Genomic DNA, 15,856 nt, shown 5'->3' on the forward strand with positions numbered 1-15,856 from the left:
TTTCAAATATTTTGAGTATAAATACTCTATATACTCACTTCTCTGCGATGCAGTCGCACTCGCGGGAGCGCATTTTGTAGCTTGCTTAAAGCTTTGTTTCTGTCTGTATCACTTGTTACTTTTTAAAATGAGAATTGCTGAACAAATTTCGGCATATTTGACCTGTACTCTCTTGATCTGTTGCTATTTTACGATCGAATCGTCAATCAGACTCAATCGATATAGTGCGATACCGAAGGCACTGCATAGCAGATCACCGATCTTGTCGGGTGGGTTATTAACGCAGCTAAAATTAAAGCTTATAGGATAAAAACTTCTCGGCTAAAACTGATAAATTTAAACTATTTAAAATACGGGTTTTTATCGGTCGTTTTTCATCCCAAAATATTAAGGATGAATAAAATTCTCTGCCTAGGGAAGAATTGAGAAGCTGTAAAGTTTTTTGAGCGGTATCTAAATCATCGAAGCTTAGGAAGTAAACGGTATCATCGAAAATAACGGGTTGATTTTGATATGGTAATATAAGGTTAAAATTCAGTTTTTTATAAAGTCCAGAAATGGCAATTTTAAAAGGTGAGAAGCTGTAAGAACCCACGCCAAATATGCAAAAGTCTGGCTGATTTTGATAAATTTTGCTCTTTCTGTCTAGAAAATAATTTTTATGATCAACTAAATATTGCCAAGTTTTTGGTGCTATATCGCGTATATTTTCTGTAGATTCACCGATAAACTTCTGAGTTACTAAAATGTATTTATTGATAACCTTTAGGCGATTTTGTGCCACATCTGAACCTTTAAGGAGAGGATAAAGATAGGTGGGTTCCATATCAACGACTTCCTTTAAACCATTGAGAAAAATTCCATTAACTAACTGTAATTCCATTACTTTTGAGCAATCATGTTTAATTCCTGAACGCCATTTTTCCTGAGGATGCCGATCATATAAATATTTTAATCTAGTAAAAGCATTTAAATCTCTGACTAGGATATTATTTTGATAACCAATGCGCTGAAATTCCCCTTCTTCAAAACTATTGAAAACATCACAAAAATAATTTTCTGAATGAGAATCAAATTGACAAAACAGGAGACAAGCATCTACATTAGCTTGAAAATATTTTTGAGTGTTGATCGGATAAATTGCCGAGTAAACGAGATGAATTTTGTGAGTATAGATATAGTTTAAAATTTTTCTAGATACAGTTGTTTTACAGATAATTGCCAGATAAGCTGAACGTCGATCGAGACATTCAATGAGCTTAATTAACATCCACTCTGAAATATCAAAATTACTTTTTCCCGTCATAGCATCTAAACCCTGATAGCCTTGAAAGTTGCTTTTTTGAGGTAAATTTTTCCCGTTAATAAGTCCTTGTTTTGAGTTGGTTATCCAAGGCAGATTCCCCAAGAATAAAATATTTTCTGACCATAATTGAGTCAGGGAATACCAGTCACAATCAAAAAAATTCTTCTGTTCAACTTGTATTCTTTGATCTTGGGATATTTGCGGATCTTGATTAATCTGAGTGATATAATTAGGATTAATTTCAAAGCCGAGGATTTTTTCAGTTTGTTTAAAGGTAAGTGCTGCCGCTTTTAAAAAGTTGCCTATACCACAAGTTGGCTCAATAATGACATCGGGGTTAACATGAATTTGCCATAATTTTTGACAAATCTTTTCGGTTAACTCCGGGGGAGTTTGAAAGTCTCCATATTCAATTTTAACCTGAGAAGCTTGCATGACTAATTCTCTCTATAAATGGCTATTAATCCTTCTTCTTGACCGGCAAGATCGATTACTCTAGTATATTGTAATCTCCATTGTAACGCATTAGAAATAGTTAGAAAACCTTGCCCTGGGCGATGAACAAGAATTTCATCAGCTATATTGGCCGCTTCCATTTCATCAACAGGTAAGTTTTTATCTAAAATAAAAGCAATTAAATCATCTTTGTTTCCCTGATTGTTTAAGATGTTGCGAATACCACGAGTCATCGGTCAATCGGCTGTTTTTTCGGCACTGACAAAAATTGTTCTAATAATTCTTAAACTGGCAGTACGATTTAGGCTATCATCTAACTTTTCATAAACAAAAATAATTAAGGAATATCCCAAGCCAAAAATTTTTTGTCTTGCGGATTTAAAAGGACAAGATGATTGAGGTTGTTTAATACTTGTTACTTTGATATCTACTAACAAATCAGGAAAATCAATTCCACTAGCTGAATTACCGTCAAGAAAATTATATTTTTCTTTTAGATATAGTTTAAACTTTTGTTCTAAGTAAGTTCCGATCGCTTTACCATCTGTAACACCGTAGAGTGAAGATTCTTGATGTTGAGATTCCAAAGCTGAGAAGGCAGCTGCTTCGTCACATAACAATTCTTGGGTCAATCTTGCCATAGATAATACAGGGTTTAAAATTAACTCTAGCAGAAAAATTTATCTAAGTAACTAAGCAAAATTAATATCGAGTCTATTTTGACTTTGTGTTCTTTGTGCCTCTGTGGTTGATCCCGAACCCTTCTGGGATAAAGATTTAACCAGACTAAACCAAGAGAGCCTATTTATTTTTGACTGCGAGCAAAAATTTCTTCAAACCAATTAATAGCTCGATTTCCTAAAGCTTCTAGGGAATATTTTTGCTCCACTACTGCACGACAAGAATATCGATCGATCCGGTCTAAATTTTTAATTCCCGTAACTAATCCCTCGATACTATCGGGTTCAACTAAAAAACCAGTTTTTCCATCTTCAATAATTTCTACCGGACCACCACGACCATAGGCAACTACGGGAACACCACAGGCCAAAGCTTCAATAGCTCCGTTACCAAAAGCCTCAACCCAGCGCGGGGTCATCAACAGGCCAAAACAGTCGCCTAGCTCTTTTTGTAGGCTCCTGGTGGGCAAAAACCCGCGATAATCGACTAAATCGAAACTGTAGGTATCCTGTAAATTTTGCCAGTAGAGAGGATCGGAAATATGACCGAAAACGCGTAAAGGCACACCTAACTGTTGACAAGCAGCGATCGCATCTTCTAAAGCTTTTTCTGGGGCAATCCGTCCCACCCAGGCTAGACAGGGGGAGGAATCGGCCCGAAACTGATACAAAGATAGGTCTAAACCACTAGCCAAACAGCGATAGGGGGGAGAGAGGGAGAAAGTTTCCGCTTGGGCGAGGGTGTAAAAAGCGAGTAAATGGGGAAAACTGCTATAGGTTTTTTCAATAATATGATCCATCGCCAAAGAAACGGAAGCCATGCTGACGAAATGGGCGACGGGAGTGGCAAAAAAAGGAGTGAGATAAAAAGGGAGCCAATCGTAGGCAAAATTAATAATTAAATCATACTGACTTTGTACTGATTGGGCGTAGTGCCACATATTGGCCAAAACGGCATTTTCGGGCATTAAAATCGGGGCTTGCTGGCCCTGACTTTGGGCGGAAATCTGGGCATTTCCTGCTATAGTAATCAAGGGGATATCATGCAACTGCGAGGCTTCTGGAGCCACTACCCGCACCGCGTACCCTTGCTTATTCAGAGTGCGAGCGAGATTATAAATAGTTAGTTCTACGCCACCGCCGTCCCCCGATCCCAAAAATCCCACGGGGGTGGAGATAAATAACAGTTTTCGACTCAATTTTGCACCTCAGTTGGGTGTAGTTTCGGTGAAGGTCGGTGTGGTGTCGGTGAAGGAAGTATCCTGTACATCGTCATCTTCTGGTTCACCAGTAGTTTCTAGGGGAGCAATATCTAAACGGGGAGCTAATTGCAGATTTAACTGTCTAACTGCCCAGCGTGCTGTTTCTTGCACTTCCTCATCGGGATCATCGAGGGCATGACAAATTAATTGACTGATCTGAGACATGATATCGTAGAGTCTGGTTAAATCCCGAATGGCATTTTTCCGCACCTGGGGATTTTTATCCTGGAGAGAGATAGCCAAAGCTTGGTTCATCGGTCGCAGGGAGCGGGTGCAGATTTGAGCGAGAGCTTCTAGGGTTAAACTGCGTTCGTAGGAATCTCCATCCACCATGCTATCGACTAAAGGCTGCATTGCCCTAGAATCGGACACCTGTGCCAGCTTCCAAACCGCCCTTCTACGGGTACGGGGATCGTTATCGCGAAGACTTTCAATTAAACGCAAGATTAAATCTACGTTCGGGATGCGGGAGGTAGCTTGTACGGGCAAAGAAGGGTCGAAATCCTCGTCACCACTGCCATTAATGTCACTGTCAGTTTTGGTGTCTGCGCCGAAGGGATTGCCATTGCCCCTGGAAAAGTTGTCGAGTGGGTTTTTAGGATTGGCGTAAGTTGTCTTTTCGCGCCGTTTTGAGGCTTTGCCCTTGGGACGATATTGGAAGAAAAGCGATAGTAAAGCTGCCAATAAAGCGATGGATAACAGGGCCGAGCCAGCAATTAATGGTATTGGTGAAGCCGCATTTTCGGCGCCAGCGTTGGTTGCCCTGGTGGTTTGACCTAGATACTTCTTCGTATTAGCGATCGCATTTTGAGCAGAGGGGTCGTTCGGAAGTTGTGCCAGAGCTTGTTGAAATTTTTCCACGGCGAGTTGATAATTCTTTTGGGTTTTGGCCTCGTAACCAGCTTTCATCAACTGCTCGTAAGTGGCGAAAGTCTGGGTTTGCTCTAACCCAGGTGAAGTTTGAGCGTTAACCTTGGATAAAACCTGAAAATCATGACCCCAACTGCTCACACCGATAGCTAACAACAATAAAAAATTAGGTTTGATCATAGAATTTATGTAACTGCTTGGGGGTTGGTAAAAGTATGATAGCCTAAAAGCTATAGATGAGAGGCACTCAACTCCAGAGATGGGTCATAGACTAGGATGATTGGGAAAAGCCCCCGGTCAGCGTCAGGCCAATAGTGCCGCTGCTGGGATCGGAGATAGAGTCCACTGTTTAACGCTGAGGGATTATCTGTGAAAAACTGGCTCAATTAAGCTTGTACCGGAGTTTTGTGCCAGGTTCGGCCTTGAATAGTCGTGTGTAATTGCCAATTAGCTACGATTTCTGGATAATCGCCCCGATAGTGACCACCTCGGCTTTCTGCCCGTAATAAGGCACTTTCCAGAATTAAGTCGGCGATATCTAAAAGATTTAATGTCTCGATCGCTATTCTTATTTCTAACTGCACCGAGGGACACAAAAATAATTGTCCTTTGTCGGGGAGAAGATTCTGGAGAAATTGGCCTATCTTTAAGGAATGTAACTGTTGTTTCCACTGTTGCACCCGTAGGATAGCAATTTCTAACTCATTTTGAAATCGGCAAATTCCCGCATTTTCCCACATTAAAATCGGTAATTCTCTCCGTACTTTTTGCCAGTCTTCCTGTTCTTCCTGCCAGTTTTCCGCAATTTCTAAGGGTTTTTCGGGTCTTTCCCCCAGAAAGTTTTCTGGCTCCAAACCTATTGCAGCTAAACTTGCCGCAAAGACAATACATTCCAAGAGAGAATTACTAGCTAAACGATTAGCCCCGTGAACACCTGTACTAGCGGCTTCGCCGATCGCATACAAACCAGATAGAGAAGTGCGGGCGTTTAAATCTGTGGCCACTCCTCCCATCCAATAGTGAGCGGCGGGGGCGACCGGAATCACATCCTCAAACACATTAATGCCCCATTTTTGACAGATGCGGATAATATTGGGGAAACGATAACGCAGACGCTCCGGTTCGATTGGTCTTAAATCTAGATATACTTTGGCATGGGCGGGATCGTCGGAGGTTTTCTGCAAATGGCTAAAAATCGCCCGACTCACCACATCCCGGGGGGCCAATTCTCCGGCCCGATGATAATCGAAGGCAAAACGCCGCCCCTGGGCATCAATTAAATGCGCTCCTTCGCCGCGCACCGCTTCACTAATTAAAAACCGCGGTGCCCCCGGCACAGTCAAAGCGGTGGGGTGAAACTGAAAAAATTCCGGGTCGCGAATCACTGCCCCAGCACGCCAAGCGAGGGCGACTCCATCCCCCGTGCTAACGGCGGGATTAGTGGTTTGGGCATAGACTTGACCACCGCCTCCCGTAGCCAGAATGACTGCCTGCGCTCGCAGCCAATAGAGATGATCTTGATGGAGCAGACAAATACCTTGACAGCCTTGCCCTTCCGGATCAAGCCAGAGTTTCAGTGCGATCGCTTGGGGAATAATGGTAATATTGGGGCGCTCGGTCACTTTTTCCATCAGGGTACTGATGATCGCTCTCCCCGTGCGATCGGCCGCGTGCAGCACCCGGGCCTGGGAATGGGCAGCCTCAAGAGTGCGGGCTAAGTCATCTCCAGAGCGATCAAAACTAACCCCTAACCGCAGCAAATCAGCGATCGCTTGGGGGGCCTTCTCGACTAAAAACTGCACAGCATAGCGATCGCATAAGCCCGCTCCGGCTTTCAGGGTATCTTCTAAATGGAAAACGGGGGAATCTGCCGGGGAGGTGGCTGCCGCAATTCCTCCCTGCGCCCAATCACTAGCCCCAGTTTTTAAATCTTCTTTGGTAATTAAACCCACCTTTAAGTTAGGGGGTAAACACAGTGCGGCATACAATCCCGCCGCTCCCGATCCCACCACTAACACATCTTGATAACTCGGCAGTTGCGAGGAAACGACCATGTAGGAGTTAATTGATAAATTCTATTTATTCTAGCATTTCATTTCTCTATAGTTCTGGCAAAAATCGCCAGTTTTTAGCTTGGGGCAGTATGCCAGATTCTTTCTTTTGCCTCTTGCCTTCAGAAGCTGATCACTGAAAAAGGTGAGCGATCGCCCACCTAGAAATTTTTTTAAAACCGTAATTAACTAGATTTAGTAAACTCCGGGGTTAAAACGGTCATCACCCTCGATAAATTCTTTAGAAGGCTCAGTAACAGTAAATTTCTCCAGATTAGCCTGTAAACGCTCTTTTTGAGTGTCCGAGAGTCCGGGGATATTGAGGACATCTTCCACTTCTTCGTAGGGGGCGTTTTTGATGATTTTACCAGCTAAATTGGGATAGAACCCTCTCAAGTCCCGGAAATCGCGAATATCACTGTTATTGAGGTCGATTTTCGCCCCAAATTCTGTGGTTAGTTTGGCATCAGCCGCATTTAAGACCGCCACAGGATGAGAAGGAAGGGCGATCGAGGTGAGATTGAGAGCTTGAGCGGGAACTTTGCCCCAAAAACTCCCGATAATCAAGGCAATTACCGCCAGCAGACGAACAAGATTCTTCATTGCAGTTGTGGTCTCCTAAAACCAAGGCAAATTAACGATCAGGACAAGAAATTAAGCCGTCAGCTTTCCGACTAGGCATAGGGTGGGGAATTGGGATTTGCCACCGCAGCCTAGCTATTAGCTGAACGCTGATAGCTAGTTAAAAAAGTTATATCATGCTATTAGACCAGATCTTGACACTCTCCGCACTTTTAGGGCGGAGATTCTTGGGCTGAATCTTGCCTCTACTAGCAAAGCTAATTTTGGTCTTACAGTTTCATGTCTAGTCCGACTACACCTATAAGGCAAGCACTCTCAAAGACTACTCCCCAAGCGTAAATTTCTGTGTGTCCCACAGTATTTAATTGTTTTGCGTTCTGACAGTTTGGACTTAATTAAACACCATTGACTGTTAGAAATTTTGAGATGACGGAGTAGGACGTTTAACCTGTTTCCTCACGTTCTCACGGTCAGCAACCTGGGAACATTCTAGCACAAAGTCGCCCTAAAAGGACGGGGTTTTCAACCCAAATTTCCGATAACCCAGTTTGCCGTACTAGGGGAAGGGTTTTGGGGGTTGGGTGATGGGGAAGTGGGATAGGGGAAGTGGGGAGATCAGTGAACTGATAACTCAAATCTGATCACTGATCACTGATCACTGAAAAGGCTGATGGCTAATGGAATTATTACAAATCTCTAAAATTATCAATGAAGAACAGCACTCCTATGGCATCATAGACTGTTGCTTGTCTTGAAATACATAATAAGGAAGACACAATTATGGCTCTCCAATTGGGTGATATCGTTCCAGATTTTACACAAGATTCTAGTGCAGGTCCGATTTCTTTTCACCAGTGGGTAGGAGATAGCTGGGTGGTGCTGTTCTCGCACCCGGCTGATTATACCCCCGTTTGTACCACGGAATTAGGTACGGTGGCTAGTCTTAAGTCAGAATTTGAGCGACGTAATGTGAAAGTGATCGCTTTGAGTGTCGATAGTGCCGAATCCCATCGGGGTTGGATTAATGACATCAACGAAACTCAAAACACTACCGTTAACTATCCGATTATCGCCGACGGCGATCGCAAGGTGTCGGATCTCTACGGCATGATTCACCCCAATTCCCTCAATAATCTCACGGTACGTTCGGTGTTTATTATCGATCCCAACAAAAAATTACGTTTAACTATTACCTATCCTGCCAGCACGGGACGCAATTTTAACGAGATCCTGCGGGTAATTGACTCCCTGCAGCTCACCGATAACTATCAAGTGGCTACCCCGGCTAACTGGACCGACGGTGGCGATTGTGTGGTGGTTCCCTCTATTCCCACTGAAGAAGCTCGTAGCAAATTCCCCAAAGGAGTTGAAGAAATCAAACCCTATCTACGCATGACTCCCCAACCTAATAAGTAATTAGTGACCGGTAATCAGTGAACCATATCCTGGAAAACTGACAATCCGAAAACCAAGAAATCGTCAGGGAGGGTTAGCCATCCGTTTTAACGGATAGCCAACCCCTGGCAACAGGGGATTTATCTCCCCATATCATTTATTGGTTTGATTGTCAATAGATTTTTTCCTAGTTTCCCTAGATGTGTTACCGGCAGTAGTGCCGAAAAGCAATTTCTTGGCTGGGTTAAAGACAATTCATCGACACCTATCTTAACCATAAGTTAAATTAATATTTAATAAAAATCGGCTCAAGACGAAAAAAATGATTAACATTATCGCTCCAAATGCTTAGTAGGGGTTAGTTTAGCTAGATTGTAGAGGGATGAAATTATCTAGAGATCGAGCAAGTATCCTCAAGAATTCTGGGTTAGATCTATAAGTAAATTTTATTTTAAGTTTATTTAAGACTGTCATTACTAATGCAAGGCTGAGTCAGGCAGATTTTCCCGTAGTATCAAAAATGAAACTCGCTCGCATCGTTCAATCTGACGACGAGCGAGAGGCAATTGTAGAGACTGCCGCTTTCACTGGCATTTAATTAAGAGGAACAACCGATGGCAACCTATAAAGTCACACTGAAAAATGAAGAGCTAGGACTTAATAAAACAATTGAGGTTCCCGATGATGAGTACATTCTCGATGCAGCTGAAGAAGCAGGACTGGACTTACCTTATTCCTGCCGTGCAGGAGCTTGCTCCACCTGTTTGGGTACACTTGAATCTGGTACCGTTGATCAATCCGATCAATCCTTCCTTGATGACGATCAAATTGAAACTGGTCTCGTCCTCACCTGTGTCGCCTATCCCACCTCTGACTGTGTGATCCTCACCCACCAAGAAGACGCTTTACAACAGTAATCTCCCTCAAGATTGTCAGAAAACTCCCGTTAAAGCCATAGCATTTAACGGGAGTTATTTTATGGCTCAAAAATTTTTTTCCCCAAACACTTGCGTGTTTTAGCTAAGGGTGCTATGATTGTTAATCGTGGAATTAATGGGTCGGTGCCCGAGTGGTTAATGGGGGCGGACTGTAAATCCGTTGGCTACGCCTACGCTGGTTCGAATCCGGCCCGGCCCACCACGATCAATGCCCGTGTAGCTCAGTGGTAGAGCACACCCTTGGTAAGGGTGAGGTCATGAGTTCAATCCTCATCACGGGCTTTCTCTTTCCCGCTCATTCTCAATCAACCATTGAAGAATGAGATTAAGCAAGTCTTCAGCACTATGGCGTTAACAGAAGTTATCCCCTAGCCCGATTAGGCATCGATCGCCTAAAATAGTCAAAATTAACTTATTTGTTGGCTCATGTCTCCCCTCGACAACATCGCTAAACTGTCTCACCTCACCCGCAGAGATGTTCAGAAAAATTGGTTGATCGCTACAGCAGCGGGAAAACCAATTCAACCCGTCACCCTCAATGAAAAACAATACATTATTTGGCCGGCCGGCAGACAAATCCAATATCTAACTCAAAAAATTATTGTCCCCGAACATTTAGCCGGTTATCCTTTAGCGGGAATGGAACTGAGATTAATCTTAACTTGGTGGGCGGAAGATGTCAAAATTTATGTTAATAATCAATTTATCCAAGCAGGAGATCTCTTTGATTCTTCCACGCGTATTTTACTTTCCAACTCTGTCTCTACTGGTCAAGAAATCCTTGTTACTCTCCGTTTAGTCAGTCCCAATCATGATATTGGTGGTTTGATGAAATCCCAGTTAATCTATGAATATAGCCAAGCGATCGATCCTAGTTTTGTTGCTGATGAATTGACCATTCTCCATAATTATCTACAAACTTTTTATCCTGAAAACTTAGCGGCTTTTACCGCTACTCTCGATAATATTGACTGGGATAATGTCACCAACAAAGATAAATTTAATCGCTCCCTAGAATCAATTCGTCAATCCCTGCAAACCCTCGCTAAACCTCTCAAAGAACGCAGTTTTCATCTTCTCGGTCATGCACATTTGGATATGGCTTGGTTGTGGCCGTTGGCAGAAACTTGGCAAGTAGCAAAAAATACTTTTATCTCGGTTTTAAACCTGCAAAAAGATTTTCCTAACCTCATATTTGGTCATTCTAGCCCCCTAATTTACGAATGGATAGAAAAACATCATCCTGACCTGTTTGAAGCAATTCTAGAGGCATATAAAGGGCAATCTTGGGAACTTTTGGGCGGGATGTGGGTAGAACCAGAAGTCAATTTAATCTCCGGGGAATCCCTATTTCGACAACTACTTTATGGACAAAAATATTTTCAAGAAAAATTTGGACAAATCACTGAAACTGCTTGGCTGCCGGATACCTTTGGGTTTCCCTACCAATTGCCGCAAATTCTTAAATCCTTTGGCATAAAATATTTTGTAACCGGGAAACTACATTGGAATGATACGACTAAATTTCCCCACGGTTTTTTCTGGTGGCAATCTCCTGATGGCAGTAAAATTCTTTCGCTCATCTCTCCTCCCAATGTTGCCGGAGTTATGGATACTAATCCAATTATTATGACCGATCATGCTCTCAATTGGGAACGGCAAACCGGCTTAAAAGAGATTTTTTGGTTGCCCGGAGTTGGTGACCATGGCGGCGGTCCGACTCGTGATATGTTAGAAGTGGCCCAACGTTGGCAAAAATCTCCTTTTTTCCCCCAGCTAAAATTTAGCCAAGCAACAACCTATCTGGACAGTCTGGAGACAAGTAATCTTCCTGTCTGGGATGATGAGTTATATCTAGAATTCCATCGCGGTTGTTATACTACCCACGCTGACCAAAAGGCCTATAATCGTTACTGTGAAATCCTCTTGTATCAAGGAGAGTTATGGTCTTCTTTGGCTAATATCTTACTAGATATTCCCTATCCTAAAGTCGAGATAGAATCCGCTTGGAAAAAGGTTTTGTTAAATCAGTTTCATGATATACTTCCCGGTACTTCTATCCCGGAAGTGTTTAGGGATGCTAATCAGTTATGGCATCAAGTTATCAGCACAGGTGAAGCAATTTTAGAGCAAGCTTTACAGGCAATTGCCACTCAAATTAATTTACCTAATCCCCCCCATCCTCAAGCAAAACCTTTTCTAGTTTTTAATTCTCTTAACTGGGAAAGAACCGAGGTTATCTCTTTAGCTATAGAATCTGACAATTGTTCGGTTTATGACTTAAATAATTGTCTCTGTCCTTCGCAATTATCCCACGACAATCAGCTATTATTTCTCGCTGAAAATATTCCTTCTGTGGGTTATAAGTTATTTTGGTTAGTTCCCAATCAGCAAGCAGCCGAGCAAAATTTAATTAACTGCCAATGGATTTTAGATAATGGACTGATCAAAGTTACTATTAACTCAGAAACGGGGGATATAGATAGTATATTTGATATAATTAATCAAAGAGAAATCCTGCAAGCTGCTGGTAATCAATTACAGGCATTTAAAGATCAAGGACAATATTGGGACGCTTGGAATATTGATCCGAATTATCAACAATATCCCTTACCAAAAACAGTATTAAAATCGATCGAATGCTTAGAATGTGGCCCCTTGCGCTGGCAGATTCGCGTGATCAGAAATTTAGCTGATTCGGAATTTTGTCAAGATTATATCTTAGAAAAAGATTCTCCTATTCTCCAGATTAAAACTATTGTTAATTGGCAGCAGGAACATACTTTAGTAAAAACCGCTTTTCCTCTTACCCTAAACAGCGATTTTACCACCTATGAAATTGCCTGTGGTGCGATCGAGCGTTCCCACGAACCAGAATCGCCAAAATGGGAAGTTTACACCCATAAATGGGCGGATTTAACCGATACAGAAGCAAACTATGGGGTAAGTCTTTTAAATAATAATAAATATGGCTATGATGCTACTAACCAGCAACTGCGATTAACTCTGTTGAGAAGTCCCCGATGGCCCGATCCCGAGGCGGATCTGGGGAAACAAGAATTTACCTATGCAATATATCCCCATCAAGGGGACTGGAAAACGGCAAAAACTGTCCATTATGCTTGGCAGTTAAACTCACCTGTCAACGTTATTTTTATTAATAATTCTTCTCGATCAACCCAGTTGCCACCCGTGGCACAATGGTTAAAATTCTCGGCAGATAACTTAATTTTAATGAGTTTCAAACAAAGTGAAACATCCCCTCAGAGTTGGGTAATGCGCGTCTATGAATGTCAGGGAGAAAACGCTGTTATCGATTGGCAAAATCAATTACAATTAACAGTAAAAGAATCGATCGATGGTTTAGAAAGAGCGATCGATCCTATGGAGCAAATTTCTCCTTGGCAGATAGCCACATGGTTATTAAAGAATTAATCTTCGTGATCTTCAAAAGGATCGCTTAATTCTGCTGCCGGCGGTCCAAAAGCGGTATAAAGAGCTAAAGCGGTAATCCCCACCAAAGCGGCAGCGATCGAAACACCCAAAATTGTTGCAGTTTCCATAAAATAAAATTTGCTTAGATACAGTCTGTATCTTATCTTAACAAAATACAACCGATCTCGCAGCCAATAGCGATCGCTAATCTGGCCGGTTGCATTGCTGTTATCTCATGCCCGATAATGCTGAAAGGATCGAGTAAATAGCGATCAAACTAAACCAGAAAAATTATTATGAAGAAACTCCTACAGGGACTAGAAAAGTTCCAGAGTGGTTATTTTGATGAACATCGGCAATTATTTGAGCAACTCTCCCACGGACAAAAACCGAGAATCCTGTTTATCACCTGTTCCGATTCCAGGATCGATCCTAACCTAATTACCCAAGCGGAGGTGGGGGAATTATTCGTAATTCGTAATGCGGGAAATATAATTCCTCCCTACGGAGCAACCAATGGTGGTGAAGGTGCATCTATAGAATATGCTATCAACGCTCTCGGCATCGAGCAAGTGATTATCTGCGGTCACTCCCATTGTGGAGCGATGAAAGGTTTGCTAAAATTGCAGAGTCTGGCCGATGAAATGCCTTTAGTTTACGATTGGTTAAAACAAGCAGAAGCTACTCGACGTTTAGTTAAGGATAATTACAAAGAATTAGAAGGGGAAGAACTGATCGAGGTGACAGTAGCAGAAAATGTTCTCAATCAGTTAAGTAATTTGCAAAGCTATCCAATTATTCGTTCCCGATTACATCAGGGTAAATTATCTCTACACGGTTGGATTTTTCGGATTGAAACCGGTGAAATTTTAGCCTATGATCCCATCCTACACGATTTTGTCGCTCCTCATAGTAAAATTGCCCATCCCGAAGCAGAAGAAAATTTACCCTCTAGTCGTCACCTTCCCAATAGTCATCCCTTCAAGATTTCTGAGGATTATATCAGGACTCACGCGGAGGTAAAAAAAGCCACTCCTGCGGTTAATACTGTGGCCAAAAAGAATGGCTCCTCAACCCAAAAACCGGGCTATAATTATTTAGAACCCTCCCAAGCTGATCGCATTTATCGCGGTTCGAGAAGTTAATTAGGGATTACAGAAATTCTCTAGAGATGTGTCTATCAACGTCTCTAGAGTGGCAATTAAACGATAACTGCTATACTCCTCTATGGCTTCCCCAAAAGATTTTATTAGTCCCGTCAATTCCGAGCAAGAGTTAGTCTATCCTTTTCGGAACTATCTTAACTATCTGCACGCAAAATACTCTGATTTACAGACGGGTCATATCGCCGATTATATTCCGGAATTAGCCCTAGCAGCTCCAGAATGGTTTGGTATTTCCGTAATTAGCACTGATGGTCAGATTTTTGAGGTGGGAGACTGTCAGCAAACCTTTACAGTACAATCGATTTCTAAAGCTTTTGTCTTTGGATTAGCTCTAGAAGATCACGGAAGGGAATACGTTAATAGTAAAGTCGGTGTTGAACCCACCGGAGAAGCTTTTAACTCGATTATTCTCGATGAAAAAACCAATCGTCCCTATAATCCTATGGTTAATGCTGGTGCGATCGCTACCACGGATTTAATCACCGGACAGAATGCCACGGAAAGGCTAAAACGTATTTTAGAAATGTTTAAACGCTATACTGGCAGGGATCACGAGATTAATGTCCCCGTTTTTCTCTCGGAAAAATCCACCGGCAATCGCAATCGGGCCATGGCCTATCTAATGCTAAATTTTGGCATGGTCAGCGATAAAATTGAAGAAACCCTCGATCTTTACTGTCAACAATGCGCCATTCTCGTCCATGCTCACGATTTAGCTCTGATGGCTGCTACCTTAGCTAATGGGGGTGTCAACCCAATCACAGGAATACGGGCGATCGATGAACACTACGTTCAAGATGTGATCAGTGTTATGCTTACCTGTGGAATGTACGACGCTTCGGGAGAATGGGCCTATCGGGTAGGATTACCAGCAAAAAGCGGTGTCGGTGGCGGAATTACGGCAGTAGTTCCCCATCAGTTGGGAATTGGGACTTTTTCGCCCCTTTTAGATGAAAAAGGCAACAGCATCAGAGGAGTGAAAATTTGTCAAGATATTTCAGAGGATTTTGGTTTACATTTATTTAATGTGGCTAAACCAGAACGAGATTTGAAAACGTGGCTTGAAGGTAATAGTTGATATTGATAGCTGTCCCCGACAAGAGCGCCTAACGACCCTGGGAAATTAATTTGGCCAGAGGTCTGTGGAAAAAAATGTCATAAACCTCTTGACAAAAGCAGTGGGTTGTGTGTAATATAAATATTGTGTGAGGAGTATAAGTTCAGCATAAGAGGAACCTTTGGGGTCGAAACACGGCAAGACTCCCGGAGGTTCTTCTTTTTCACTCCCTTATTAGCTCAAAGTCAGCAATAAAATCAGGTTTTACCCGATCGCTAGTTTTTCTCAATTTATCCCTTCTAGGTCTGTTTGGCTCTTCTAGGTTCTGTGTGATAAGTTTAACTTACTCTATGATCGATCAATCTTTGTGTCCTTTGTGTCTTTGTGGTTCCTTCCACTCGCTCGCCAGCAGGACTGTATCTTAGAATACATTTTGCCCACCAAACCTAAGAGAGCCTCTGTTTTTCTTTACCAAGAGCAACAGGTCAAAATTTTGCCGAAGAAACTGCACAAGAGAAGTAGACCTCCTGCAAAAATAGGAACTGATTATGTACAATAAAGTAAAACACTCAGAAAAACCATGACTTACGAAAAAGTAAAAAATTTGAATCCAGAAGAGTTTAAACGCTTTTGTGGAGTATATCCTGAAACATTTAAG

11 protein-coding genes, 2 tRNA genes and 1 pseudogene are annotated in these 15,856 nt (G+C 42.2%); 7 read left to right on the forward strand and 7 right to left on the reverse strand.

The genetic code is table 11. The annotated features are described in order from the left end of the window. Window positions 1-292 precede the first annotated feature (292 nt). The 6 genes and pseudogenes from O9323_RS08120 to psbU all read right to left on the reverse strand — a co-directional run bounded on the left by O9323_RS08120 (window position 293) and on the right by psbU (window position 7,228). On the reverse strand, window positions 293-1,741 hold the full coding sequence (locus O9323_RS08120) for a hypothetical protein (RefSeq protein ID WP_002754377.1): 1,449 nt from the start codon (window positions 1,739-1,741) through the stop codon (window positions 293-295). Between the two features lie 2 nt (window positions 1,742-1,743). Continuing rightward, window positions 1,744-2,403: pseudogene (locus O9323_RS22860) on the reverse strand (type II restriction-modification system restriction endonuclease). A gap of 164 nt (window positions 2,404-2,567) precedes the next feature. Next, entirely contained in the window at window positions 2,568-3,641 is a 1,074-nt protein-coding gene (locus O9323_RS08135) for a glycosyltransferase (RefSeq protein ID WP_288124934.1), read from the reverse strand. A 9-nt stretch (window positions 3,642-3,650) separates the two neighbouring features. Beyond that, a complete protein-coding gene (locus O9323_RS08140; protein WP_288124935.1) occupies window positions 3,651-4,754 on the reverse strand; it encodes a HEAT repeat domain-containing protein in 1,104 nt (367 codons plus the stop codon). Between the two features lie 206 nt (window positions 4,755-4,960). After that, a complete protein-coding gene (gene nadB / locus O9323_RS08145) occupies window positions 4,961-6,628 on the reverse strand; it encodes an L-aspartate oxidase (RefSeq protein ID WP_288124936.1) in 1,668 nt (555 codons plus the stop codon). A gap of 192 nt (window positions 6,629-6,820) precedes the next feature. Beyond that, complete coding sequence (gene psbU, locus O9323_RS08150; protein ID WP_002754370.1) at window positions 6,821-7,228, reverse strand: photosystem II complex extrinsic protein PsbU; 408 nt, start codon at window positions 7,226-7,228, stop codon at window positions 6,821-6,823. A 759-nt stretch (window positions 7,229-7,987) separates the two neighbouring features. On the opposite strand from psbU, the gene O9323_RS08155 reads away from it, so the two are divergent. From O9323_RS08155 to O9323_RS08175, 5 genes are all read left to right on the forward strand, one after another. Beyond that, window positions 7,988-8,623 (forward strand): peroxiredoxin, encoded by a 636-nt coding sequence (locus tag O9323_RS08155; protein WP_002735346.1) that lies wholly within the window; start codon window positions 7,988-7,990, stop codon window positions 8,621-8,623. A 593-nt stretch (window positions 8,624-9,216) separates the two neighbouring features. Beyond that, the gene (locus O9323_RS08160; RefSeq protein WP_002754368.1) at window positions 9,217-9,519 is read left to right on the forward strand and encodes a ferredoxin; all 303 of its coding nucleotides are present in this window, start codon (window positions 9,217-9,219) and stop codon (window positions 9,517-9,519) included. Between the two features lie 138 nt (window positions 9,520-9,657). Further along, a tRNA-Tyr gene (locus tag O9323_RS08165) sits at window positions 9,658-9,742 on the forward strand. Window positions 9,743-9,750: 8 nt separating this feature from the next. Continuing rightward, window positions 9,751-9,822, forward strand: a tRNA-Thr gene (locus O9323_RS08170). Between the two features lie 144 nt (window positions 9,823-9,966). After that, complete coding sequence (locus O9323_RS08175) at window positions 9,967-12,975, forward strand: alpha-mannosidase (RefSeq protein WP_288124937.1); 3,009 nt, start codon at window positions 9,967-9,969, stop codon at window positions 12,973-12,975. Here the strand turns inward: O9323_RS08175 and psbN are convergent. Next, window positions 12,972-13,103, reverse strand: coding sequence for a photosystem II reaction center protein PsbN (psbN, locus tag O9323_RS08180; RefSeq protein ID WP_002736132.1), 132 nt, complete (start codon window positions 13,101-13,103; stop codon window positions 12,972-12,974). The genes O9323_RS08175 and psbN overlap by 4 nt on opposite strands. A 168-nt stretch (window positions 13,104-13,271) precedes the next feature. Here psbN and O9323_RS08185 point away from each other — a divergent pair, with 168 nt between their 5' ends. Both O9323_RS08185 and glsA read left to right on the forward strand, forming a co-directional pair. Next, the gene (locus O9323_RS08185) at window positions 13,272-14,120 is read left to right on the forward strand and encodes a carbonic anhydrase (protein WP_002754365.1); all 849 of its coding nucleotides are present in this window, start codon (window positions 13,272-13,274) and stop codon (window positions 14,118-14,120) included. A gap of 82 nt (window positions 14,121-14,202) precedes the next feature. After that, window positions 14,203-15,219: a glutaminase A gene (gene glsA / locus O9323_RS08190; protein WP_002736106.1), complete on the forward strand. Its 1,017-nt coding sequence runs from the start codon at window positions 14,203-14,205 to the stop codon at window positions 15,217-15,219. Window positions 15,220-15,856: the final 637 nt, after the last annotated feature.

Origin of the sequence: Microcystis sp. LE19-131.1A (genome assembly GCF_027532015.1) — a bacterium.
GTDB lineage: Bacteria > Cyanobacteriota > Cyanobacteriia > Cyanobacteriales > Microcystaceae > Microcystis > Microcystis ichthyoblabe_A.